The organism is Actinophytocola algeriensis, assembly GCF_014203735.1.
Lineage (GTDB): Bacteria > Actinomycetota > Actinomycetes > Mycobacteriales > Pseudonocardiaceae > Actinophytocola > Actinophytocola algeriensis.
Genome location: NZ_JACHJQ010000003.1, coordinates 1,032,093 through 1,055,526, shown reverse-complemented (window position 1 = coordinate 1,055,526; position 23,434 = coordinate 1,032,093). Strand labels below are relative to the sequence as shown.

The following is a 23,434-nucleotide window of genomic DNA, read 5'->3' as shown; positions in this document are numbered from 1 at the left end:
CCGCCGAGCCGCCGAGCCGCCGAGCCGCCGAGCCGCCGAGCCGCCGAGCCGCCGAGCCGCCGAGCCGCCGAGCCGCCGAGCCGCCGAGCCGCCGAGCCGCCGAGAGAGCGTCTGTGGCCGTCGCCTGCCGCGTCAAGCCGCGCGGGGCGGGGCTTGGCCTCCGGCCCCCGATCTCCAGCCTACGTGTGGGGACCGACAACAAAGCCCAGCTCAGAGCGCACCTGTGGACAACGGAACCACCTGTGGACAACCGGCCACCGACCACACGGAAATGTCGGTGCCTTCCGGTAGCGTGGTTGGAGGGGGCCGGCGGCCACCCTCACGCCCCATCCAGCGGCGCGCGCCACGTCAACCGCGTCCCGCCCTCAGGCCCGGGCACCACCACGGCCATCCCCCCGCACTTCCCCGCGCGCCGCTCCACCCCGAGCAACCCGCTCCGCGCGATCCCCGGCGGCATCCCGACCCCGTCGTCGACGACATCGATGATGAGATCCGCCCCCGCCTCCACCGTCACCACGATGGACCCCGCGTGCGAGTGCCGGATGGCGTTGCTCACCGCCTCGCGGAGCACCGCCGTCGCGTGCACCGCCAGGGCCTCCGGCACCAGCGTGTCGACGGCCCCCGAAATGCGCACCGACGGGGTCAGCTCCGAGTCCGCCGACAGCTCCTCGACGATGTCCAGCAACCGCCGCCGGAGGCTGGCCGAACCGTCCGTCCCCGTGGTGTGCAGGTCGAAGATGGACGTCCGGATCTCGCGGACCGTCTCGTCCAGCTGCTCCACCGCCCGGCTGACCCGCCGCCGCACGGTCGGGTCGGTGATCCGGCGGACGGTCCCCTGCAGACTCATCCCCGTCGCGAACAGGCGCTGGATCACGTGGTCGTGCAGGTCGCCCGCGATCCGGTCGCGGTCGGCCAGCACATCGAGCTGTCGCTGCGCGCGGTGCTTCTCCGCCAGCTCCAGCGCGAAGGCGGCCTGGTCGGCGAACGACGCCAGCAGCGGCACGTGCTCGCGCGGGAACCGGGCCCCGCCGGACGCGCGCATCGCCAGCAGCACCCCGGTCACCACGTTCCCCGCCCGCAGCGGCACGGCGACCGCCGGGCCCAACGGCAGGCGCCACGTCGCGGGCATGATCCCGGACAGGTCGGCGATCATCTCCGGGCCCTGCATGTCGAACATGCTCGCGACCAGCGCATCGTTCACCGGCAGGGCAGTCCCGACGAGATCCGGGCCGACCTCGCCCGCCGCCGCGCGGACCACCACGCGGGCACCGTCGGACAACAACAACAGCGCGCAGTCCGCGGCGGACAGTTCGCAGGCGCGGGACGCGATCAGCGCCAGCGCGTCCTGGCTGGAACCGCCGCCGAGCAGGTGTGAGTTGACCTCCCGCGACGCCGCCATGAAGCGTTCGCGCAGCAGTGACTCCTCGAACAGCCGCGCGTTCTCCACCGCTACGCCAGCCGCCGCGGCCAGGCCCTTGAGCACGATCTCGTCGTCCTCGGTGAACTCGCCGTCGTCGCCGCGTTTCTCGGTCAGGTAGAGGTTGCCGAACACCTCTCCCCGCACGCGGATCGGCTCGCCGAGCACGTGGCGAGGCACCGCGTCGACCGGTTCCTCGATGGGGTGCGGGTTCTCGATGACGACCCCGCGGCCGCGCTCCTCGTCGGCGCCGACGTAGACGAACTCGGACAACAGCTCCTGCTGGTCCGGGCCGACCACACCGAGCGCACCGTATCGGGCGTCGACCAGCTCCACAGCGGTGCGCACGATACGGTTCAGCGTGCCCTCGAGCTCCAGTCCGGCCCCGACCGCGACCACCGCGTCGAGCAGGCCCTGGAGCCGGTCACGCGACTTCGCGGTCTCGGTCAGCCTCGTCTGGAGCGCGAACAAGCCGTCCAGCGACCGCCCGTCCGGCTGTACCCGGTCAGGCTGGTACCCACGAGCGGATGAGCGCGCCTGCTCAGGTGGCATGGCATCCCCGGCTGGTCCGTTGGATCGGCAAACGGGCTATCGGTCGGATTCGACCGTTTGTTACTCACTGTATTTCTCATCTCCTCCGTGCGGGGTAGGCCACCTGGGCGATTGGGCCCAAGCCTGGCCCGCCACCGCCATCTCGGCCACCGGACGACCACTCAGTGTGTACATCTGGGACGGTGCGCGTCCGCGCGCCGCGACCGGGCACTCGCGAGCGGATCCACACCGCCAGAGCCCAAAGTCCCTGCCCGGTCCAGGTGCTTGGGCTCTTGCGCCACGAGCCCGCGAGGCCGATGCTCACGCCCTGAGATGGGCGCCAGGAGGTGCACGTGGGTGACCCCCGCCTTGCGGAGATGAGCCGCGCGGAGTCGTTGCGGCTACTCAGCGAGGCACCATTCGGCCGGATCGTCTACACGGTCCGCGCACTGCCCGCGATCGTGCCCGTCCGGCACCTGGTCGAGAACGGCATGGTCGTCGTGCGCAGCCACGTCGGCGGCGACTGCGCGGGCTCGGTCGTCGCGTTCCAGGCCGACGGCGCGGGCCCCGGGCACGAGCTCGGCTGGAGCGTCACGGTCACCGGCGTGGCCCGGCGGATCGTCGACACCGAGGAGATCGAGCACTTCGAGTCGATGATCGTCCCGCTCGTCGACATCGGGAACGTCGAGGTCATCCGCGTCTTCCCGGAGATCGTCACCGGCTACCGGCTCGAGTCAGGCGACTAACCCCGCGAAGACCCGGGCCAGCACCCGCTCCCGCAGGTCGGCAGGCCAGCCACCCCACAACGCGCCCTGGGCGGTCGCCGTCAGCAGCGCGAGCACCTCGTCGAGGCGCACGTCCGCGCGGACCGCGCCCGCCTCCCGCGCCGCCGCCAGCAGTCTGTCGACGGTGTCGCCGAGCGCCGCGACCGGACCCTCGACGCCGACCGCGACGCCCTCCCGTGCGAGCAGCTCCACCACCACCTTCTTCTCCGCGGCGGCCGTGACCACGCGAGTGAAGAACGCGAACAGGTCGGTGTCGCCTGCCGAGGTGAGGTCGGCGAGCAGGTCCTTCAGGATCGCGCCGAGCAGGTCCTGCTTGGTCGGGAAGTGCCGGAACACCGTGCCGATCGCGACCCCGGCCCTGGCGGCGACCTCCTCGGTCGACGCCGCCACGCCACGTTCCGCGAACACCTCGCCCGCGGCGTCGAGGATCTTCGCCCGGTTGCGGCGCGCGTCCGCCCGCAACGGCTTGCTTGACAAAGTGAGCCTCCACTCATGATAGTAGAACGGAGTCAACGCTCATCTTAGGAGGCCAGGCATGACCACCGCACTTGACGTGTTCGACCGGTTCCGGGAGTACGTCCTCGGCACGGTGACGCACGAACCGTGGGCGCCGGACGTGGTGATCGAGCAGCCCTTCGCGGCGGGCGGACCGTCCCGCATCGTCGGCCGCGACACCTTCCTCGAGAAGACCAGGGGCAGCCGCGAGGCCCTGCCGGTGCGGTTCGAGGAGATGCGGGACGTGGTCGTGCACGAGACCACCGACCCGAACAAGATCATCGTGGAGTACACGCTGGCAGGCACGATCCTCCCGACCGGCGAGCGGGCCAGCGCGCCGTTCATCGCCGTGATGGAGGTGCGCGACGGGCTCATGACGCTCTGGCGCGAGTACCAGAACACCGCACTCATGGCCGAGAAGCTCGGCAACCTCCAACCCACGGCGCCTCTAAGCCACGGCGCCTCTAAACCACAGCGCCTCTAAACCACAGCGGCCTCGACACTGCCCAGCCTGCCGACACTCGCGACCAGCACGTCGCCGGACCGCACCTCGCCGACCGACGCGAGCGGCCCCGTCACCACGATCTCACCCGCCCGCAGCGGCCCGAGCGCGGCGACCGCGGCCGCCGGATGCCCTTGTGCCGCACCGGCCGCGGTCGCGACCACCTCACCACCGCGTTCCAGCACCACCCCGAGCAACCGCAGGTCCACGGGCGGGACCGGCACGGGACTGCCGAGCACGTGCCGGTCCCCCGTCACGATCACCGGGCACAGCGCCCGCGTCGCCGCGAGGACGTCCCACACCGTTCCACCGTCCACATCGGACCCGAGCACGAACGCGATCGACGCCGCGGCGGGACCTTCCACCAGTGCGCCAGGGGAAAACCGTGCCGCCGTCATGCCACCACCCGTACCGTCACCGCGCCCAGCACGTCGAACTCCGCCCGGAACACGTCACCAGCCGCCATCGGCACGGCCGCGTGCAGCGCGCCGGTCATGATCAGGTGCCCCGGTTCGAGCCCGACGCCGACCTCGCCGAGTGTGTTGGCGAGCCACGCCACCACCAGCAGCGGATCGCCGAGCGCGGCCGCGCCAGCGCCGGTGTCGATGACAGAACCGTTGCGGGACAACACCATCCCGACCATCCGAGCGTCCACATCGGACAGTGCGACCAGGCGGCCCGACGTCGCGACCGCGCCGTTGGACGCGAGGTCGCCGATGGTGTCGGCGAGCCCGATCCGCCAGTCCTCGATGCGGGAGTCCACGATCTCCACGGCCGCGGCGACCCCCGCGACCGCACGCGCCGCGTCGAGCAGGCTCACACCGGGCCCGCGCAGCGGTTCGCCGAGCACGAAGCCGATCTCCGCCTCGATCTTGGGCTGGATGTACCGGCGCAGCGGCACTTCGGCGCCCGACGGGTACACCGTCGACGCCAGCACCGGGCCGTAGTCCGGCGAGTCCATGCCGATCAGCCGCTGCATGGGCTTGGACGTGAGCCCGACCTTGTGCCCGACGACCCGGTCGCCGTCGGCCAGCAGCAGCCGCACCAGCTCCTGCTGGACCGCGTACCCGTCAGCGGCGGTCAGACCTTCGCCGAATGGCGGGATGGGAACCCGGCTCCTCCGCGCCTCGTAGAGCTGTCGTGCCGTGACGAGCGGATCCATCTCACCTTCCCGGGTCGGGCGAGTACCAGCCACACGGCCGCCGCACAGCCTGCCAACCCGGCCAGCGTGGTCCACGTGACCGGGTCGCCGAACATCAACAGCGCCCACACCATCGTGGTGGGTGGCGTCAGGAAGAGCAACGTGCTGGCGCCGGTCGCACCGAGCGCGCGGAGCGCGAGCAGGTAGCAGCCGTAGCCGCCGAACGTCGACAAGACGACCACCCACACCACCGCCCACCAGAACCCCGGCGTCATCGGCGGCGCGAGCCTGCCGGTGACCGCCGCGGCCACCACGAACACCCCGCACGACGTCAGGCAGTGGATGGCGAGCTGGTCGAACGGCGCGGTCGCGAGCGCCCACCGCCGCTCCAGCAGCGTGCCGGCCGACAGCGCGAGCATCCCGCCGACGACCAGCAGGTAACCGAGGACGTGCCCGCCGCCGTCCAGGTCACCGGCGACCACCACGGCCACCGCGGCGAGACCGGTCACCAGCCCAGCCCACTGCCGCGGCCGCACCTCCTGCCCGAGCACCGGCCCCGCCAGCGCGCCGACGACCAGCGGCTGCATGACCGCGACCAGCGCGGCGATCCCGGCGGGCACGCCGAGCCCGACCCCGGTCACCACACCCGCGAGGTAGAGCGCCTGGCACAGCAGCCCGAGCAGGGCCTGCCGCCGCACCTCGAACCCCGTCAGCCGGGGCCGGCGCACCGCCAGCGCCAGCCCGACCAGCACCGCGACGACGACATAACGCCAGGCCAGGAGCGTGTCCGCGGCCGCGTGGGCGGTGCCGAGCCGGGCACCGACGAACCCACTGCTCCACATGACGACGAGGCCGGCCGCAGCGGCCGCGGTATGTCTCATGCCGACAGGTAAACATACAGGTCGGTATACTGTCAGTATGCTGTCGACGCGTCCGATGACACCAGCCGGGAAACGCCTGCTCGCGACCGCGAGCGAGCTGTTCTACCACCGCGGCATCCACGCGGTGGGCGTCGATCTCATCGCGGAGCGGGCAGGCACCACGAAGAAGACGCTCTACGACCGGTTCGGCTCGAAGGACAACCTGGTCGCGCTGTACCTGCAGACGCGGTTCGAGCGGTGGCGGGCGTTCGTGGACGAGCGGCTGGCCGCGGTCGAGCCGGGTCCGGAGCGGGTGCTGGCCGCGTTCGACGTGCTCGGGGAATGGCTCGCCGCCAACACGTGCGGGTGCGCGTTCGTCAACGCCAACGCGGAGATCGGCCGCGGCGACCACCCCGGTGTGCCCGTGATCCACGCCGAGAAGAAGTGGATGCGCGAGCGGTACGAGGACCTCGTCCGCGACGCGGGACTGCCCGTGGCACTGGGCGCCTACCTGCACCTGCTGCACGAGGGCGCGATCGTCGCGCTGACCTCCGGCGGGCAGGAGGACGCGGTGGCCAACGCGAAGTCGGCGGCGCGGGAGTTGCTCGCCACGGCAGGATGAACCCGTGGCGACCATCGGCATTCTCCTGTTCGACGACGTCGAGGAACTGGACGCGATCGGCCCATGGGAGGTGCTCGCCTGGTGGTGCGCGCGGTCCCCGGACGACGGCTGGGCGGTGACCACCTTCTCCCATGACGGCGCGACTGTCCGCTGCGCCAAGGGTTTGCGGGTCGTCCCGGACCACTCGGACGACACCGTGCCCACGCTCGACGTGCTGCTGTACCCGGGCGGCAAGGGAGCCAGGATGCGGGTCGACGACGAGGCCGAGGTCGCGTGGGTCCGCGATCAGCGCGCGAAGGTCCCGCTGCTGGCGAGCGTGTGCACGGGCTCGCTCGTGTTCGCGAAGGCCGGACTGCTGGCGGGCCGGCCCGCGACCACGCACTGGGCCTCGCTCGACCGGCTGACCGAGCTCGACCCGACGATCGACGTGCGCCGCGACGACCGGTTCGTCGACGACGGCGACGTGGTCACCTCGGCCGGGATCTCAGCGGGCATCGACATGGCGCTGCACCTGGTGTCCCGGTTCGCGGGCCCCGATCGGGCACGCGCAGTGCGGCGCGGCATCCAGTACGACCCACAACCGCCGGTGTGAGCGCGTACACCATCCGCCTGACCCGGCCTAGCTGATCTCGTCGACGTGTGTGATGTTCGCCCGGTCGCCGGCGTCCTCGCTGGGTTCGCCCGCGAACCAGCCGTCGAGGATCTCGGTGAGCAACGGCGCGCTGGTCAGGCGCAGCGACAGCGCGAGCACGTTCGCGTCGTTCCACTTGCGTGCGCCGCGGGCGGTCTCCGCGTCCGCGCACAGGGCGGCCCGCACACCGGGCACCTTGTTCGCGGCGATCGACGCGCCGGTACCGGTCCAGCAGCAGACGATCGCCTGGTCAGCGTGGCCGTCGGCGACCGCGCGGGCGGCGGCCTCGCTCGACCACGCCCAGTCGGCGCGCTCGCCGGGGTTCAGCGCGCCGTGCGGCAGCGGCTCGTGACCCCTGCTGCGCAGCTCCTCGACGACGGCCTCGGCGACCCCGACCAACTCGTCCGCGGCGACGGCGATTCTCATGCCACGAGGCTACGGAACATGATGTGCAAACCCACGTAGCCCTCCTTCGCGTGCAGGTAGCCCTCCGGCAGCGTCGCGATGATGTCGAAACCCAGTGACTGCCACAGTTTCACCGCGACCGCGTTGGTCGAGACGACCGCGTTGAACTGCATGGCGCGGAAACCGTCGGCGCGGGCCTGGTCCAGGACGTACTGGCCGAGCGCCCGGCCGACGCCCTTGCCGCCGTGGTCCGGGTTCACCATGAAGCTGGCGTTCGCGATGTGCGAGCCGGGGCCGAGGTGGTTGGGGCCCATCTTCGCCGTGCCCATCACGTCGCCGCCGCTCTCGACCGCCACGACGGTCCGGTACGGCAACGCGTGTGCCATCCACATGGCCCGCGCCACGTCTTCGGTGACGTCGGTCGGCCAGGTGTAGGTCTCCCCCGCGCGCACGATGTCCCGCAGGAACGGCCAGATCCTCGGCCAGTCCTCCGGTACCGCGTCCCTGATCTCCATGGCGCCAGGCTAGAGACGTCCGGGAGCCGGGGTCCACACGATTGGGCGTTACCCACGAGTTGGCTTTCCGGTACGGGACGAGGACGTCCAGTGTGGGGTCATGAACCTCACCCGGATCGGTGGCGCGCTGCTGGCCGCCGCCTTGCCGTTCGCGGTAACCGGCGTCGCCAGCGCGAGCACCTCCACGTCGTTGACGCTCACCCTCTCGTCGCCGGACGGGGTGGAGGAAGTCGTGGAACTGGAGTGCGACCCACCCGGCGGGTCCCACCCGAACGCCAAGTCCGCGTGCGTGGAACTCCATATGGCACAAGGGGATTTCGACAAGCTCGCGGACCACCAGCCATCGGCGAGCTGCACCATGGAGTACCGCCCGCTGACCGCCGAGGCACGCGGCACGTGGCACGGCAACCCGGCGGACTGGCGCCACGAGTTCGGCAACGACTGCACACTTCGCGCGGCAACCGGCTCGGTCTTCCGCTTCTGACGGGTGGTCAAGCGGTGTTGCCGGGTGGTCTCAGGTGACCGGGACGATGCGGGCGTCCAGCAGGTGACCGTCCTCGATGTCGAGCAGGCCGATGGTGCCCTGTGGCTGGCGGCGGCGGTCGGTCGGTGAGCCGGGGTTGAAGATGCGCAGGCCGGCGCCGGTGACGTCCATCGGGATGTGGGAGTGCCCGAACACGACCAGGTCAGCGTCGGGAAAGCGGCGGCGCATACGAGCGGGACGGCCGTCGGCCTGGCCGCTGTCGTGGATCATGGCGACCTTCAGGCCGGCCAGGTCCAGTTCGAGGGTCTCCGGCGCACCCCACGCGACGACGTCCGGCCCGTCGTTGTTACCCGCGACGACGTGCACCGGGGCGAACGCGGCCAGTTCGTCGAGGACGCTCGGGACGCACACGTCACCGGCGTGCAGGATGACGTCGGCGTGCGCGAGGTGCTCCGCCACGGCGGGCGGGCACCCCTTCCAGCGACGCGGGGCGTGGGTGTCAGCCAGCACGACGACTCTCAATTTCACTGGTTCCTTATATACGATGACGGGGTGCATGCCTTCGACGTCCTAGGCGACCCGGTCCGCCGAAGGATCCTGGAACTACTCGCCGACGGTGAACGGGCCGCTGGCGAGGTGTCCTCGGTCGTCCAGGACGAGTTCGGCATTACCCAGCCCGCGGTGTCCCAACACCTGAAGGTCCTCCGGGAGAACGGCTTCGCCCGCGTCCGCGCGGAAGGGACCCGCCGCCTGTACGCGGTCTCCCCGGAGCCGTTGCGGGAGGCCGACGAGTGGCTTGCCAACTTCCGCCGCTTCTGGACCCCGCACCTCAACGCCCTGGCGACCGAACTGGCCCGGGGCAAACGGGAACGCCGCCTGGCCGCCGAACCCGACCCCACCGACTGACCCGCGTGGCCGGGCGATGCCGTCGTCCCGCGACCAGCTCCGACCAGGGACTACGCGACTTCGCGAGGCCGTACCCCGCACCGGAGGCGAGGCCATGGCCGCTCCCCGAACGGGGCGACGCACCCGGTCCCCAACGGGGGCCGAGCACGAGCCTGACCTCCCGAACCGGACCGGCCTCCCGGAACCGGAACCGCACTCCCCTGGCTGGCCCTCCCCAGCCCGGCCCATCCGCGGAGGCCAACCCGTCCGCCCGCCACCGAAAGCAGCCAGCCCGAGCCGGGCAGGAGTCAGTCGGTCAGCACCGGCAGTGTTTCCACGCCGTAGACGATCGAGACCTTGCGGTAGTTCAGCTCGTCCGCCGGGGTGGCCAGGCGGAGGTTCGGGAAGCGACGGACCAGCGCCGGATAGGCCGCACGCAGTTCCATCCGAGCCAGTTCCGCGCCGATGCAACGGTGGACTCCATACCCGAACGCCAGGTGCGATGTCGGCGCGCGGTGGGGGTCGACCGTGTCGAGGTTTTCGCCAAGGGCCGGGTCTCGGTCTGCGGCTGCGAGGGAGACGATGACCACGTCACCCTTGTTGATCTGTTCGCCGCCCACCTCGACGTCCGCGCGGGCGAACCTCGGGAAGGCGACCTGGACGACCGTCAGGTGGCGCAGTACCTCTTCGACGAAGCCGTGGATCGCCGTGTCGTCGTCGTGGATCCGGTTGAACGTGTCCCTGTCCTTCAGCAGTACCAGTGCGCCGAGCGCGAGCATGCTCGCCGTGGTCTCGAAGCCGCCGGTCAGTACGCCGTCGGCCAGGCCGGCCAGCTCCTGGTCGCTGATCTCGTCGCCGTGTTCCTTGATCAGCATGCCCAGTAGGCCGTCGCCCGGTTCAGCGCGTTGTTTCTTCACCACCTCGGTCAGGTACGCGAGCGACTCCGAGATCGCGCCCAGGGACGCCGTGGCGCCGCTGAAGAGGTCGAAGCGGGCCATCGACAGGCGCTGGAAGTCGTCACGGTCGTCGTACGGGACGCCCAGCAGTTCGCAGATCACCAGGCTCGGGATCGGGAGCGCGAAGTGCGAGACCAGGTCGACCGGGTCGTCGGAGGCGGCCATGCCGTCCAGTTGCTGGTCGATGATCGCCTTGATGCCCGGGGTCAGCCGGGACAGGCGGCGCATCGTGAACTCCGGGGTCAGCAGCTTGCGCAGCCGCGTGTGCTCCGGCGGGTCCGCGAAGCCGAGGCCGCCTGGGCTGTGGCTCGCCGACGCGCCGTGCTCGCCGACGAGGTTGGCGAAGTCGTTGCTGTAGCTCTTGGCGTCGCCGAGGACGGTCTTGGCCTCCTCGTACCCCGTGACCAACCACACGTTCACGCCGAACGGGATCGGCAGCTTGCTCACCGGTGCCGCCTCGCGCGCCTCCCGCAGCTCGGGCACCGGGTCCAGGCCGTCGCGCCTCAGCGGCATCAGCGCGCTGTCCGGCAGCAGCGCCATTTTCGACAGGTCGAAGCCCTTTTTTGACTGCCGCGCGAGGTACCAGCGCGTCGCCCAAGCCATGATCCTCGAGCGCATGCTCACCACAGCGAAACCCCCTAACTCAGTACGCCCGCGAGCGTAGCCGCCCAGGTGAGCGGCCGGACGGCACGGCCCGACTGGTAAACGAACCGTCACCCGGCGTACGATTTCACAAAGTTGTAAATCTTCTGACGTATGGAGATCTTGATGTCCGGGGTGCGCTTCACCGAGGACCAGTCGACGAACCTCGCCACGTTGTACGGGCGTGCACTGGACGCCCGGGCGGAGCACCCGGTGCTTGGCGACCCGACCGCCGAGGACGCGGTGCGCCGCATCGACTACGACTTCGGCAAGTTCAAGATCGGTCCGGCCGAGGCGTTCGGGATCGCGTCGCGAGGCAAGGTGTTCGACCGGGTTGTCCGCGAGTTCATCGCCGCCCACGAGGAGTGCACCGTCCTGCACCTCGGTGCGGGCATGGACAGCCGCGTGTACCGGCTCGACCCGCCACCGACGGTGCGCTGGTACGACGTCGACTTCCCGGACGTCATCGACCTGCGCGGGCAGGTCTACCCCGGACGTGCGAACACGACCATGATACCCGCGTCGGTGACCGACACCGCCTGGCTCGAGCAGGTGCCCGCCGACCGGCCGACGCTGGTGGTGGCCGAGGGCCTGACCATGTACCTCGACCCCGGCGCCGGGCGCGCACTGTTCCGGAGCGTCGTGGAGCGCTTCCCGTCCGGCGAGGTGTTCACCGACGCGTACAGCAAGCTCGGCATCCGCCTGCAGAAGACGAACTCCGTGGTGCGCCGCGCGAAGGCCACCCTGCGGTGGGGCATCGACCCGGAGGAACTGGAGGAGGTCGGGCTGACGCTGGTGTCGGTCCAGTACGCCGACGGTTTCGTCCCCGAGGAGGACTGGCGGTACCTGCCCACGCTCCAGCGCGTGTTCTACCGCGGGTCACTGCGGATCCCGGTGCTGCGGAAGATGGGGAAGCTGCTGCGGTACCGGTTCTGATCACCATGCCCACGACGGTAGAGAGATCGCCGGGGCGGCGTAATGAGGGAGACCCCCGATTTACCCTGAGGTTTTCCGCAGCAAGTAGTCCCGCTCGGGGATGCTGAACGTGCGTTTCGCCGCCCGCCGGTAGTGCTCGCGGGCCTGCTCGTGCTCACCGGCGAGGTCGAGCAGGTGCGCGCGGACCGCGTCGAGCCGGTAGTGGCCCGCGACCCGCTTGTCCTCGTCCAGCGACGCCAGCAGGTCCAGCCCCGCCCTCGGACCGTGCACCATCGCGGTGGCGATCGCGCGGTTCAGCGTGACCATCGGGTTCGGCGCCATCCGGTCGAGCAGCTTGTACAGGACGAGGATCTGGCGCCAGTCCGTCTCCTCGGTGCTGGGTGCCTCGTCGTGGATGGCGGCGATCGCGGCCTGCAGCAGGTACGGGCCGGGTTCCGACCTCGCCAGTGCCTCGGTGACCAGCGTGACGCCTTCCCTGATCCGCCCCTGGTCCCAGCGGCCGCGGTCCTGCTCCTCGAGCGGCACCAGCGCACCGTCCGGCGACGTGCGGGTGGCCCGGCGGGCGTCGGTGAGCAGCATCAACGCCAGCAGCCCGGTCAGCTCGCCGTCGCCGGGCACGATCCGGCAGACCTCGCGGGTCAGCCGGATCGCCTCCTCGGTCAGCGCGACCCGCTGCAGGTCGGGGCCGGACGTCGTGCTGTAGCCCTCGTTGAAGATCAGGTACAGGACGTGCAGCACGGCGGGCAGCCGTTCCGGGCCGTCTGGGAAGCCCTTGTCCTTGATCTTCTGCTTGGCGCGGCTGATGCGCTGCGCCAACGTCGCTTCCGGCACGAAGAACGCGTTCGCGATCTCCGCGGTGGTGAGGCCGCCGACGGCCCGCAGCGTGAGCGCGACCTGCGAGGGCGCGGACAGCTCCGGGTGGCAGCACAGGAACAGCAGCTTGAGCGTGTCGTCGACGTGCCGGTTCAGGTCGTCGTCCGGCACGGGCTCGACGGAGACGGCCAGCTCGCGCTGCCGCCGCGCCGCCTCGCTGCGCCACTGGTCGGTGAGCCGCCGCCCGGCGACGGTGACCAGCCACCCGGCAGGCTCGGCGGGTATCCCCTGCTCGGGCCACTGGACCGACGCGGCGAGGAGCGCCTCCTGGACGGCGTCCTCGCACGCGTCGAACTGGCCGTGCCTGCGGACGAGCGTGGCGAGAACCCGCGGCGCGAGGCCCCGGAGCAGCTCCTCGATCTCGCGCTGTGTCATCGGATCGCTCCGCAAGCTCTCTCAGATGTCCGCGCCCGCCGAGAACATCACCGGCCGGATCTCGATGGCGAGGCCCTTGATCTTGGTGTCGGGGATGAGCTTCGCGATCTCGACCGCGCGCTCCTCGCTCTCGCAGTCGATCAGGTAGAAGCCGCCCATGAACTCCTTGGCCTCGAGGAACGGCCCGTCGGTCACGGCGGGCACGTCACCGCCGCGGACGACCTTCGAGTTGGCGGGGTCGGCGAGCGCCTGGGTGAGGATGAACTCGCCGGACTCCTGGATGGTCTTCATCAGCTCGCCGTGGCCTTCTCCGATCGCCGTGCGCTCCTCCTCGGTGAGCGCGTCGAGAACGGCGGGGTTGATCTGCATGATGAGCAGGTACTTCATGGTGTGCTCCTTGCGTGTCGGGCGCCCGTCCGGGCCGCGTTTCGACAGGAAGTCGGAGCCGCCTCGACGTTCTCGACATCCCCCCGCAAGAAAACTTAGGCCGTTTCGCACGACAGCTCACGCAGGGACTGTCCTCGCCGGAGGTTCCGCCCGAGGGGTGTTGTCCTCGCCGGACGGGCCTCCTCGCCGGAGAGGCAGGTCTCCGGGATGGCAGGGGGTTGGCAACGGAGCTGGTTTGGCAAGGACTCTGTGAGGTCGTCTGCCTGCAGCCTCGGGTGTGGTGTGGGGGCACGCAGCCAGGGAGGTGCCGACGCTGGGTCGGGAACCACCCGCACCGTGGGGGGTTTGGGGGGGCTCGGCCCCCCAACATGACGCGAAACGCGATGGCGAACGCGTTCCGCGAGCATGCGTCGCCGGCGTTGAGCCGGTGGCGGGACTCGAACCCGGAACCTTTCGCTTACAAGGCGAGTGCTCTGCCAATTGAGCTACACCGGCGGTGGCCGTGTCAGCGGCCGCACCAATCCTAGGACACGGTCACTCGAGGCGGCGCTTCGTGGGGCGAAGAGGTCCGGCCAGCCGCGGGCCGGAGATGCGCCGCTCCAGCCTGCCGAGGCCGTACCTGACCGGCTGTGCCAGGTATTCGCCCAGCACGACCCCCGCTGCCAGCGCCAACGCGATCGACGTCGCCACCATCAGTGTCGACAGTCCGGAGTTGCTGCGTTCGACGGCCAGTTCGAACAGCGCGCGGTAGATGGTGAGGCCGGGCAGCAGCGGCACCATCCCGGCCACCGCGATGACCAGTGGCGGGATCCGCAGCCGCCGGGAGATGACGCCGCCCGAGAAGCCGATCACGGTCGCGGCCGCGGCGGACGCGGCGATGGAGCCGACACCTGCGAGGACGAGCCCGCTGTATCCGATGGCCCCCGCGGCGCCCGCGACCCCGGCCACCACCACGGCACGTGGCGTCGCGTAGCTGGCCAGTGCGAACAAGGCCGCCGCCGCGGCGCCCGCCAGGGTCTGGAGCGGCAGCCGCACGAGCGACGGCGGCAGCGGCTCGGCCAGCGGTACCGACGGCAGGCCCAGGTGCACGGCGAGGTTCAGCGCGATGACGACGCCCGCGATCAGGCCCGCCGTCATGAGCGACACCTCGACCGTGCGGCCGGCGGCGGTGACGTTGTAGCCGGTGATGGCGTCCTGCACGGTCGACACGAACGACAGCCCGGACAGGAGCACGGTGATGGCCGCGGCGACCATGAGTGTCGGGCGGACCGAGTCCGGCAGCACGCCCGACGCGACGATGCCGACGGCGCAGCCGGTGGCCAGTGCGCCGCCGACCATCTGCTGGAAGAAGAACGGCAGTGCCCGCTTGTTCAGCAGCCTGCCGATCCGGTCGATGACGGCGGTGATGATCGCCGCGAACAGGGCGACGAGGGCGTCGCCGCCGATGAGGACCGAGATGGCGGCCGCCATGCCCGCGTAGGCCGCCGTGGCCAGCCAGCGCGGGTACGGGTGCGGTGCGTTCGTGATCCGGTCCAGTTCGGTGTGGGCGTCCCGGGCGGTGACGCGACCGAGGGTGATGTCCCGGACCAGCCGCTCGACCAGCGCGAGGCGCGTGTAGTCGAGGCTGCGGGAGCGGACCACGCGCAGTGAGGTGACGGGTGGCAGGTCGACACCGCGGTGGCAGGCGACGGTGATCGACGTGAAGATCACGTCGACCTCGCAGTGCGGCATGCCGTAGGCGTTGGTGACCGCGATGATCGTGGCCGTCGCGTCGGAGGCGCCCGCGCCGGACGACATCTGCACCTCGCCGATCCGCAACGCGAGATCCAGTACGAAGTGGACAGCGGATTCCGAGGGGAGCGCGGGTCCCTGAACTCCGCCGACAGGGCTCTCCAGCCGTTCCCACCTGCTGAGTTCCCGTGTCCGCGCGGACCTGTTCCGCCACACCGCCGCTCTCACCTCCCACATCGTTTCCACGCTATCCCGGGGCGTATCGAACTGCTCGGGGCCGCCGTTAGGCGAAGCGCGCGTGGCGTGCACCACTACCGTGGCGACATGACGGACACCTTCAGGTCGGTGCGGATCGAGCGCGTCTCGACCGGTGAGTACGTGGTCCACAACACGCGGGGCGGCACGCTGCCCGTCGGCGGCAAGGACGGCACCGCGTTCACGCCGGTGGAGCTGCTGCTCGCCGCGATCGGCGCGTGCACGGCGATCGACACGGACACGGTCACCAGCAGGAGGGCGGAACCGGAGGGGTTCACGGTCACCGTCAGTGGCGACAAGGTCTCCGATCCCGAGCAGGGCAACCGGATGACGAACCTGTCCGTGACGTTCGACGTCCGTTTCCCCGCTGGTCCGGAGGGTGACGAGGCCCGGAAGGTGCTGCCACGCACGGTGAAGCTGTCGCACGACAAGCTGTGCACGGTAAGCCGCACGGTCGAAAGCGGCGAGCAGGTGCACACGACGATCGTCTGATCGGTGGAAAACCCTGTGTGACCGCGCACTTCTCATCACCCACACCGGCACGATGCGGGCTAACCTCGAAGACCGACGCGTTTCGAGGGAGGCACGCTCGGCGTGAGCAGTGACAGCACTGACAGCACTGGGATCACCAACAGTGGCGGGGCCGATTTCATCGTCGTGGCCAACCGGTTGCCGGTCGACCTGGAACGGCTGCCGGACGGCACGGAACGGTGGAAACACAGCCCCGGCGGGCTGGTGAGCGCGCTCGCGCCCTTCCTCCAGCGCAACAGCGGCGCGTGGGTCGGGTGGCCCGGCGTGCCGGACGTCGAGGCCGACAAGTTCTCCGACGACGGCATCTCGCTGCACCCCGTGCGGCTCTCGGCGGAAGAGGTGCGCGACTACTACGAGGGCTTCTCGAACGGCACGCTGTGGCCGCTGTACCACGACGTGGTCGCCACCCCGGTGTTCGACCGAGCGTGGTGGGACAGCTACGTCAAGGTGAACCGAAGATTCGCGGACGAGACCGCCAAGATCGCCGCGGACGGTGCGACCGTGTGGGTGCAGGACTACCAGCTGCAGCTCGTGCCGTCGATGCTCCGCGAACAGCGCCCCGACCTGCGGATCGGCTTCTTCCTGCACATCCCGTTCCCGCCCACCGAGCTGTTCATGCAGCTGCCGTGGCGCGCGGAGATCATCCGCGGCCTGCTCGGCGCGGACCTCGTCGGCTTCCACCGGCCCGGCGGCGCGCAGAACTACCTGTGGCTCGCCCGGCGCCTCATCGGCCTCGAACCCAGCCGCGGCGCGGTCGGTGTCCGCACCCGGCCCGGTGTGGTCCAGGTCGGTGACCGGTCGGTGCGCGTCGGCGCGTTCCCGATCTCCATCGACGCGTCCGGCCTCGACGCCACGGCCCGCAGCCGTGAGGTCATCCAGCGGGCCCGCCAGATCCGGGCCGACCTCGGCAACCCGCGCAAGATCATCCTGGGCGTGGACCGGCTGGACTACACCAAGGGCATCGACGTCCGCCTGTACGCGCTGCAGGAGCTGCTCGCCGAGGGCCGCATCGACCCGTCCGAGGTCGTGATGGTGCAGCTCGCCACCCCCAGCCGGGAGCGGGTCGAGCACTACCAGCGGATGCGTGGCGAGATCGAGCAGGTGGTCAGCCGCATCAACGGCGAGTTCGCCCGCGTCGGCCACCCCGTCGTGCACTACCTGCACCAGTCGATCGACCGCAAGGAGCTGGCCGCGTTCTTCTCCGCGGCCGACGTCATGCTCGTCACACCGGTGCGAGACGGCATGAACCTGGTCTGCAAGGAGTACGTGGCCTGCCGCCACGACCTGGGCGGCGCGCTCGTGCTGAGCGAGTTCGCGGGTGCCGCGTCCGAGCTGACCAGCGCGTTCCTCGTGAACCCGCACGACCTGGACGGGGTGAAGAACGCCATGGAGTCGGCACTGGAGCTCGACCCGGCCGAGGGCAGGCGCCGGATGCGGGCCCTGCGCAGGCAGGTGCTCACCCACGACGTCGACCGCTGGGCCAGGTCGTTCCTGGACGCACTGCAGCCGACACCGGAACAGATCATCTAGCGGGAAAGGCCACCTCAGGACACGAGGGGATCGCTCTCACAGACGGGCGATACAGTTCGGCTCTGCCGCCGTCTGCAAGCCTGACGCGACAAGCACACAACCCTTTCGCCGGAGAGTCGACGACCACCGTGACCATGACCGCTGAAGCTCTGCCTGCCGAGCTGCGCCGGGCCGTCGTCCAGATCGCGCGCACGCCGCGTCTCCTGGTGGCCTGCGACTACGACGGCACCCTCGCGCCCATCGTGGAGAACCCCGACGAGGCCCGCCCCATGACCGAGTCGGTCGGGGCGCTGCGCTCGCTCGCGGGTCTGCACGAGACCACCACCGCCGTGATCTCCGGGCGCGCGCTGCGCGACCTCGCGACACTGTCCCGCCTGCCCGCCGAGGTCCACCTGGTCGGCAGCCACGGGTCGGAGTTCGACATCGGGTTCGTCCACGCGCTGGACGACCAGGCCAAAGCACTGCACCGCCGCCTGGAGACCGCACTGGAGCGGATCATCGACGGCACCGCCGGTGTCCAGCTGGAGATCAAGCCGGCCAGCATCGCCGTGCACACCCGCCGCGCCGAGACCGGCGTGGCCGACCAGGTCAACGAACAGGTCCGCCAGGGGCCCTGCACCTGGGATGGTGTGCAGGTCACCGAGGGCAAGGCCGTCATCGAGCTGGCGGTCGTGCAGACCGACAAGGGCGGCGCGCTCGACACGCTGCGCCACCAGGTCGGCGCGACCGCCGCGGTGTTCGTCGGCGACGACGTGACCGACGAGAAGGCGTTCGCCCGCCTGTCCGGTCCGGACCTCGGGGTGAAGGTCGGCGACGGCGACACCCTCGCCGGTTTCCGCATCAACGACCCGGTGCAGGTCGGCATGGTGCTCGCGTTCCTGCTGGAGGAGCGCCGCAACTGGCTCTACGGCGAGCAGGCGCCACCGATCGAGCGGCTGACGATGCTCGCGAGCGAGCGCTCGGTCGCGCTGCTCACCCCGGACGCCCGCCTGACCTGGCTGTGCCACCCCGAGCCGGACTCGGCCGCGGTGTTCGCCGACCTGCTCGGCGGCCCGAACGCGGGGAACTTCTCGATCAACCCGGAGCGCGGCGGCCTGCCGCTCGGGCAGCGCTACCTGCCGGGCACGATGACCGTCGAGACCCGCTGGTCGGGTCTGCTGGTCACCGACTACCTCGACCACTACGTCTACGCGCACCGCACAGACCTGGTGCGCGTCATCTCCGGCACCGCCGCCGCGGTGGTCGAGTTCGCGCCGCGGCCGGAGTTCGCGCAGGTGCAGGTGCGGCTGATCCCGTCGGCCGACGGCCTGCGGGTGCTGGGCACGTCCGACCCGGTCTCGCTGCGCGCACCCGGTGTCACCTGGGAGATCACGTCCGACGGCATGCACGACACGGCCCGCGCGGTGGTCACGCCGACCGCCGAAGCGCCGATCGTGCTCGAGCTTCGTTGCGGTACGAACGACCTGGATCCGCACGAGGTGCCGGAGACCGAGCGGGCCGCCCGCGCGGCCGCGTACTGGTCCGAGTGGCTGGACGGCCTGACGCTGCCGCCGGTGGAGAAGGACCTGGTGGCCCGGTCCGCGCTGACGCTGCGCGGCCTGTGCCACAACGAGACCGGCGCGATCATGGCCGCGGCGACCACGTCGCTGCCGGAGGAGATCGGCGGCATCCGCAACTGGGACTACCGCTACTGCTGGCTCCGCGACGGCGCCATGACCGCCAAGGCGCTGGTCTCCGTCGGCTCGATCAACGAGGCGGAGAAGTTCCTCGGCTGGCTGCACGGCGTGCTCGCCACGCTGCCCGGGCCCGAGCTGCTGCACCCGCTGTACACGATCGCCGGGACCACGCTGCCCGCCGAGGCCGTGATCGACACGCTGCCCGGGTACGCGGGCTCGCGGCCGGTCCGCGTCGGCAACCTCGCGAACCAGCAGGTGCAGCTGGACGTGTTCGGCCCGGTCGTGGACCTGGTCGCGGCGCTGTCCGAGGCGCGCGGCAAGCTCACCGACGACGACTGGCGCATGGTGGGCGCGATGGCCGAGGCCGTGGCGCGCCGCTGGCACGAGCCGGACCACGGGATCTGGGAGGAGCGGCACCGGCCGCGCCACCACGTGTACTCGAAGGTCATGTGCTGGCTGACGATCGACCGGGCCATCAAGCTCGCGGAGGCGTACGGCCGGGAGATCGAGCCGAGCTGGCCGGGCCTGCGCGACGAGATCGCGAACGACGTGCTGACCAACGGCTGGAACGACGAGGTCCGCTCGTTCACCACCGCCTACGACGGCACCGACCTGGACGCGGCGACCCTGCTGATCGGCATGGTCGGCCTGATGGACCCGTCCGACGAGCGGTTCCACGCGACGGTGACGGCGACCGAGGCGGAGCTGCGCAGCGGCTCCACGGTGTACCGCTACCACCGCGACGACGGCCTGCCTGGCGACGAGGGCGGCTTCCACCTCTGTGCCGCGTGGATGATCGAGGCGTACCTGCTGACCGGCAGGCGCACCGAGGCGGAGGACCTGTTCGCGCAGATCGTCGACGCCGCGGGCCCCACCGGCCTGCTGCCGGAGGAGTACGACCCGATCGCGGAGCGCTCGCTGGGCAACCACCCGCAGGCGTACTCGCACCTGGGCCTGATCAGGTGCGCGCAGCTGCTCTCTGAATGAACCGTGAGCGAGAGCGACGGAGCGTCCGCCGTCTGGACTGACGAGCGCGCGCAGGCGTGAGGAACGAGCGCCGAGCACGCGAGGAGGGAAGACGGCGGGTAGCGGAGGAGCGAAGCGAACCGTGAACGCTGTCTGAGTCATCGGGCAACACGTGATGTGAGGACGATGACACGGCAGGCCGACGAGCCACTGCCCGCGGACAAGGACCGCCCGTACCTGGGCGGACCCGAGCCGGCGGTGGAGTTCGGCAGGCTGTTCGACGCCTACGCGCGCCCGCTGCACCGCTACCTCGCACGTCGCGTCGGCCAGGAGACCGCGCACGACCTGGTCAGCGAGACGTTCCTCGTCGCGCTGAACCAGCGGCACAGCTACGACCCCAGACGGGGTGCGGTGCGCTCGTGGCTGTACGGCATCGCCACGAACCTGCTGCGCAGGCAGGTCCGCCAGGAGGTGCGGGCGCTGCAGGCCACCGCGCGGTCGGCGGGGCACGCCCCCGGGCAGGAAGCGAGCCACGAGTCCCGGGTGGCGGACCGCCTCGACGCGGCCGCCATGGCCGCGCGCCTGGCCGGTGCGCTGGCGGAGCTGGCCGACGGCGACCGCGACGTGCTGCTCCTCACCTCGTGGGCCGGCCTCGACTCGATCGAGGTGGCCGACGCGCTCGACATCCCGGTCGGGACCGTGCGCTCGCGGCTGCACCGGGTCCGCAAGTGGTTGCGGGCGAACGCCCCGAAGACAGTGACGGCTGGGGAGACACGGGAGGAGGACGGCGATGCCTGAGGACAACGTGCGCGACATGTGGTCGGAGGAAGAACTGGACCGGGCGCTGGCCGCTCTCCGGCCCGTGGAGGACGTGGACGACCGGGTCGTCCGCCGTGCGAAGGCGGAGTTGCTGGTGGCGGCGGGTAGCCGCGAACCGGCCCCGGCCCCGGACCCGGAACCCGCACCGGCGCCGAGGCGCCGCCGGTGGGCGTGGTGGGCCGCGTCGGCAGGCACGGTCGCGGCGGTGGTGGCGAGCGTGCTGGTGGTGCAGACCGTGCAGTTCGACGACAGCATGCCGAGCGCGGCGGCGGCCGAGCAGCTGAACTGGGCGGCGGCGAAGGCGAGCACGGTGGACGAGCCGCTCGCGCCGGGCCAGTACCGCTACATCGCCACGCACGCGTGGTGGATGGCGTCGATGGACGAGTACTCGTACCTGGCGGAGAACCTCCTGGAGACGTGGGTCCCGGCCGACGAGAAGCAGGACTGGCTGTGGCGCAGGGACGTCACGGGTGCCCGCAAGTGGGTGGCCGGCTCCGAGGAGGAGGCGCGGAAGGCGGGCTTCCCGATCGACGAGGCGGGCTGGCCGGAAGGCGAGTGGCGGGCCCCGTGCGGCGACTGGTTCGCGGAGGAGGAAGGCCGCGAGCCGTGCGAGACGCAGGGCAGCTGGCAGATCCCGGACGAGGAGTTCCTGGCGTCCCTGCCACGTGACACCCAGGCCCTGTACGACCGGCTCCGCGACGACACTGAGGGCCGTGGGCAGGACCCGGACCTGGAGATGGTCGTGTACGTGGCGGACCTGCTCCGCACCGGCCAGGTCCCCGCCGACCTCCGGGCCGCGCTGTACCGGGCGCTGGCGAAGGTGCCGAACCTGGAGATCACCGAACAGGTGGCGAACCTGGACGGCGTCGAGGGCACGGCGTACGGCATCAGCGCGAAGGGCAGGCGCCACGACGTGATCGTCGACCCGGAGACCGGCCAGTTCATCGGCGAACGCAAGGTGACGGAGGAGGACCTCGGCGACATCCCGGCGGGGACGGTCACGCAGTACACGTCGGTCATGACCGCGGTTGTGCCCGCCATGGGTGTGCGTCCGTAGGAGCTGCGACGAGGCGGCGGCCGAACTGGGCGAACGCCGCCTCACTTACCAGCCGACACGGCCTCCATGATGTCCAGCGCGGTCCCGAGATCAGGGCAGACCCGCGCCCGAACCCCGTCCGGCACCTCACAGTCCGGCGGGATCAGCGCCTTCACGAACCCCAACCGAGCCGCCTCGGCCAGCCGCGACTTGACCCCGTGTACCCGCCGCACCTCCCCGGCGAGCCCGACCTCCCCCAGCACCACCAGGTCCGGCGGCAACGGCCGCCCGCTGACGGCGGAGGCCACCGCCAGAATCAGGGCAAGGTCAGCGACCGGCTCCTTGATCCGCATCCCGCCGACGGTCGCCACGAACACGTCCTGATCCGACAACCGGATCCCGCCGCGCCGCTCCAGCACGGCCAGCGCCATCGCCACCCGGGCCGAGTCCAGCCCGGACACGGCACGCCGGGGCGTGGGCAGCGCCGACCGCGACACGAGCGCCTGCACCTCGCCGACCAGCGGCCGCTTCCCCTCGACCGCGACGGTGACCGCCGTTCCCGGCACCCCCATCTCGCGTTTGTTGAGGAACAGCCCGGACGGGTCGGCGACCCCGCGGATCCCGTCGTCGACCAGCTCGAAGCAGCCCACCTCGTCGGCGGGCCCGAACCGGTTCTTCACCCCGCGCACCAGCCGCAGCGTGGAGTGCCGGTCGCCTTCGAAGTGCAGCACCACGTCCACGAGGTGCTCCAGGACGCGCGGCCCGGCGATCGACCCGTCCTTGGTGACGTGCCCGACCAGCACCACCGGCAGCCCACGTTCCTTGGCCAGCGCGACCAGCGCCGCCGTCACGGTGCGGACCTGCGTGACCCCGCCGGCCGTGCCCTCGACGGCGGTCGTGGACAACGTCTGGACCGAGTCGACCACCAGCAGCCCGGGGTCCACCTGGTCCACGTGCGTGAGGATCGCCGAGACGTCGCTCTCGGCCGCGAGGTACATGGCGTCGTGCACGTTGCCGGTGCGCTCGGCCCGCAGCCGCACCTGCCCGGCCGACTCCTCACCCGTCACGTACAGCGCGGGCGACGAGGACCCGTCGCGCGCGGCCCAGCGGTACGCGACCTCGAGCAGGAGCGTGGACTTGCCCACACCCGGCTCACCGGCCAGCAGCACCACCGCGCCCGGCACCAGGCCGCCGCCGAGGACGCGGTCCAGCTCCGGCACCCCGGTCTGCCTGGCCCTGGCCGCCTCGACGTCCACCTCGCCGATCGGCCGCGCTGGTGCGCTCGGCGCACCCGCCACGATCTTGGCCAGCGCGGCCTTGGGGACCCCGACCTCTTCCAAGGTGCCCCACGCCTGGCACTCGGGACAACGGCCGTACCACTTGGCCGACTCGTTGCCGCACTCAGCGCAGCGCCAGCCGGGTTTCGATCGCACGTTCTTCGCCACGCG

The 23,434-nt window shown here is 71.1% G+C and carries 25 protein-coding genes and 1 tRNA gene; 12 read left to right on the top strand and 14 right to left on the bottom strand.

All coding sequences use genetic code 11. From position 1 onward, the window contains the following. Positions 1–319: 319 nt before the first annotated feature. Positions 320–1,888 (bottom strand): sensor histidine kinase, encoded by a 1,569-nt coding sequence (locus FHR82_RS17375; protein WP_225944042.1) that lies wholly within the window; start codon positions 1,886–1,888, stop codon positions 320–322. 413 nt (positions 1,889–2,301) lie between these two features. On the opposite strand from FHR82_RS17375, the gene FHR82_RS17370 reads away from it, so the two are divergent. After that, complete coding sequence (locus FHR82_RS17370) at positions 2,302–2,694, top strand: pyridoxamine 5'-phosphate oxidase family protein (RefSeq protein ID WP_184811395.1); 393 nt, start codon at positions 2,302–2,304, stop codon at positions 2,692–2,694. Here FHR82_RS17370 and FHR82_RS17365 read toward each other — a convergent pair. Beyond that, positions 2,683–3,210 carry a TetR/AcrR family transcriptional regulator gene (locus tag FHR82_RS17365; protein WP_221463812.1) on the bottom strand — a complete coding sequence of 176 codons (528 nt, stop codon included), beginning with the start codon at positions 3,208–3,210 and terminating at the stop codon, positions 2,683–2,685. The genes FHR82_RS17370 and FHR82_RS17365 overlap by 12 nt on opposite strands. 58 nt (positions 3,211–3,268) lie before the next feature. On the opposite strand from FHR82_RS17365, the gene FHR82_RS17360 reads away from it, so the two are divergent. Next, positions 3,269–3,712 carry a nuclear transport factor 2 family protein gene (locus FHR82_RS17360; protein WP_184811394.1) on the top strand — a complete coding sequence of 148 codons (444 nt, stop codon included), beginning with the start codon at positions 3,269–3,271 and terminating at the stop codon, positions 3,710–3,712. Here the strand turns inward: FHR82_RS17360 and FHR82_RS17355 are convergent. The 3 genes from FHR82_RS17355 to FHR82_RS17345 are packed head-to-tail and all read right to left on the bottom strand — an operon-like array spanning position 3,709 to position 5,752. Beyond that, the gene (locus FHR82_RS17355) at positions 3,709–4,128 is read right to left on the bottom strand and encodes a hypothetical protein (RefSeq protein WP_184811393.1); all 420 of its coding nucleotides are present in this window, start codon (positions 4,126–4,128) and stop codon (positions 3,709–3,711) included. The two genes, FHR82_RS17360 and FHR82_RS17355, sit on opposite strands and share 4 nt — an antisense overlap. Further along, a complete protein-coding gene (locus FHR82_RS17350) occupies positions 4,125–4,892 on the bottom strand; it encodes a 2-keto-4-pentenoate hydratase (protein ID WP_184811392.1) in 768 nt (255 codons plus the stop codon). The genes FHR82_RS17355 and FHR82_RS17350 overlap by 4 nt, the downstream gene beginning before the upstream one ends. Further along, a complete protein-coding gene (locus tag FHR82_RS17345) occupies positions 4,811–5,752 on the bottom strand; it encodes a DMT family transporter (RefSeq protein WP_184811391.1) in 942 nt (313 codons plus the stop codon). The genes FHR82_RS17350 and FHR82_RS17345 overlap by 82 nt, the downstream gene beginning before the upstream one ends. A 37-nt stretch (positions 5,753–5,789) precedes the next feature. Here FHR82_RS17345 and FHR82_RS17340 point away from each other — a divergent pair, with 37 nt between their 5' ends. Continuing rightward, a complete protein-coding gene (locus FHR82_RS17340) occupies positions 5,790–6,353 on the top strand; it encodes a TetR/AcrR family transcriptional regulator (protein ID WP_184811390.1) in 564 nt (187 codons plus the stop codon). Between the two features lie 4 nt (positions 6,354–6,357). Then, a complete protein-coding gene (locus FHR82_RS17335; RefSeq protein WP_184811389.1) occupies positions 6,358–6,945 on the top strand; it encodes a DJ-1/PfpI family protein in 588 nt (195 codons plus the stop codon). 27 nt (positions 6,946–6,972) lie between these two features. Here FHR82_RS17335 and FHR82_RS17330 read toward each other — a convergent pair whose 3' ends face one another. Both FHR82_RS17330 and FHR82_RS17325 read right to left on the bottom strand, forming a co-directional pair. After that, positions 6,973–7,410 carry an RpiB/LacA/LacB family sugar-phosphate isomerase gene (locus tag FHR82_RS17330; protein WP_184811388.1) on the bottom strand — a complete coding sequence of 146 codons (438 nt, stop codon included), beginning with the start codon at positions 7,408–7,410 and terminating at the stop codon, positions 6,973–6,975. Next, positions 7,407–7,904, bottom strand: a complete 498-nt coding sequence (locus FHR82_RS17325; protein WP_184811387.1) for a GNAT family N-acetyltransferase — start codon at positions 7,902–7,904, stop codon at positions 7,407–7,409. Before FHR82_RS17325 ends, FHR82_RS17330 begins: the two co-directional genes overlap by 4 nt. Before the next feature lie 100 nt (positions 7,905–8,004). Here FHR82_RS17325 and FHR82_RS17320 point away from each other — a divergent pair, with 100 nt between their 5' ends. Then, on the top strand, positions 8,005–8,388 hold the full coding sequence (locus FHR82_RS17320) for an SSI family serine proteinase inhibitor (protein WP_184811386.1): 384 nt from the start codon (positions 8,005–8,007) through the stop codon (positions 8,386–8,388). 30 nt (positions 8,389–8,418) lie between these two features. On the opposite strand, the gene FHR82_RS17315 is transcribed toward FHR82_RS17320, so the two are convergent. Beyond that, positions 8,419–8,898 carry a metallophosphoesterase family protein gene (locus FHR82_RS17315; RefSeq protein WP_311771125.1) on the bottom strand — a complete coding sequence of 160 codons (480 nt, stop codon included), beginning with the start codon at positions 8,896–8,898 and terminating at the stop codon, positions 8,419–8,421. Between the two features lie 42 nt (positions 8,899–8,940). Here FHR82_RS17315 and FHR82_RS17310 point away from each other — a divergent pair, with 42 nt between their 5' ends. Further along, the gene (locus FHR82_RS17310) at positions 8,941–9,294 is read left to right on the top strand and encodes an ArsR/SmtB family transcription factor (protein ID WP_184811385.1); all 354 of its coding nucleotides are present in this window, start codon (positions 8,941–8,943) and stop codon (positions 9,292–9,294) included. Between the two features lie 287 nt (positions 9,295–9,581). On the opposite strand, the gene FHR82_RS17305 is transcribed toward FHR82_RS17310, so the two are convergent. Further along, positions 9,582–10,832, bottom strand: a complete 1,251-nt coding sequence (locus FHR82_RS17305; RefSeq protein ID WP_184811384.1) for a cytochrome P450 — start codon at positions 10,830–10,832, stop codon at positions 9,582–9,584. Between the two features lie 165 nt (positions 10,833–10,997). Here FHR82_RS17305 and FHR82_RS17300 point away from each other — a divergent pair, with 165 nt between their 5' ends. Then, positions 10,998–11,807 (top strand): class I SAM-dependent methyltransferase, encoded by an 810-nt coding sequence (locus FHR82_RS17300; protein WP_184811383.1) that lies wholly within the window; start codon positions 10,998–11,000, stop codon positions 11,805–11,807. A 60-nt stretch (positions 11,808–11,867) separates the two neighbouring features. On the opposite strand, the gene FHR82_RS17295 is transcribed toward FHR82_RS17300, so the two are convergent. The 4 genes from FHR82_RS17295 to FHR82_RS17280 form a co-directional block, all read right to left on the bottom strand. Continuing rightward, positions 11,868–13,055 carry an RNA polymerase sigma factor gene (locus FHR82_RS17295; protein ID WP_184811382.1) on the bottom strand — a complete coding sequence of 396 codons (1,188 nt, stop codon included), beginning with the start codon at positions 13,053–13,055 and terminating at the stop codon, positions 11,868–11,870. A gap of 21 nt (positions 13,056–13,076) precedes the next feature. After that, the gene (locus FHR82_RS17290) at positions 13,077–13,442 is read right to left on the bottom strand and encodes a YciI family protein (protein WP_184811381.1); all 366 of its coding nucleotides are present in this window, start codon (positions 13,440–13,442) and stop codon (positions 13,077–13,079) included. Positions 13,443–13,864: 422 nt separating this feature from the next. Beyond that, positions 13,865–13,937 (bottom strand) — tRNA-Thr (locus FHR82_RS17285). Between the two features lie 39 nt (positions 13,938–13,976). After that, positions 13,977–15,410, bottom strand: coding sequence for a threonine/serine exporter family protein (locus FHR82_RS17280; RefSeq protein ID WP_184811380.1), 1,434 nt, complete (start codon positions 15,408–15,410; stop codon positions 13,977–13,979). Between the two features lie 87 nt (positions 15,411–15,497). On the opposite strand from FHR82_RS17280, the gene FHR82_RS17275 reads away from it, so the two are divergent. From FHR82_RS17275 to FHR82_RS17255, 5 genes are all read left to right on the top strand, one after another. Continuing rightward, entirely contained in the window at positions 15,498–15,920 is a 423-nt protein-coding gene (locus tag FHR82_RS17275) for an OsmC family protein (protein WP_184811379.1), read from the top strand. A 102-nt stretch (positions 15,921–16,022) separates the two neighbouring features. Continuing rightward, positions 16,023–17,489, top strand: coding sequence for an alpha,alpha-trehalose-phosphate synthase (UDP-forming) (locus tag FHR82_RS17270; protein ID WP_311771124.1), 1,467 nt, complete (start codon positions 16,023–16,025; stop codon positions 17,487–17,489). Positions 17,490–17,623: 134 nt separating this feature from the next. Beyond that, positions 17,624–20,152 carry a trehalose-phosphatase gene (gene otsB, locus FHR82_RS17265; RefSeq protein WP_184811378.1) on the top strand — a complete coding sequence of 843 codons (2,529 nt, stop codon included), beginning with the start codon at positions 17,624–17,626 and terminating at the stop codon, positions 20,150–20,152. A gap of 165 nt (positions 20,153–20,317) precedes the next feature. Beyond that, on the top strand, positions 20,318–20,929 hold the full coding sequence (locus FHR82_RS17260) for an RNA polymerase sigma factor (RefSeq protein ID WP_184811377.1): 612 nt from the start codon (positions 20,318–20,320) through the stop codon (positions 20,927–20,929). Further along, positions 20,922–22,007 carry a CU044_5270 family protein gene (locus FHR82_RS17255; protein WP_225944040.1) on the top strand — a complete coding sequence of 362 codons (1,086 nt, stop codon included), beginning with the start codon at positions 20,922–20,924 and terminating at the stop codon, positions 22,005–22,007. Before FHR82_RS17260 ends, FHR82_RS17255 begins: the two co-directional genes overlap by 8 nt. A 41-nt stretch (positions 22,008–22,048) precedes the next feature. On the opposite strand, the gene radA is transcribed toward FHR82_RS17255, so the two are convergent. Continuing rightward, positions 22,049–23,431, bottom strand: a complete 1,383-nt coding sequence (gene radA / locus FHR82_RS17250; protein ID WP_311771123.1) for a DNA repair protein RadA — start codon at positions 23,429–23,431, stop codon at positions 22,049–22,051. Positions 23,432–23,434: the final 3 nt, after the last annotated feature.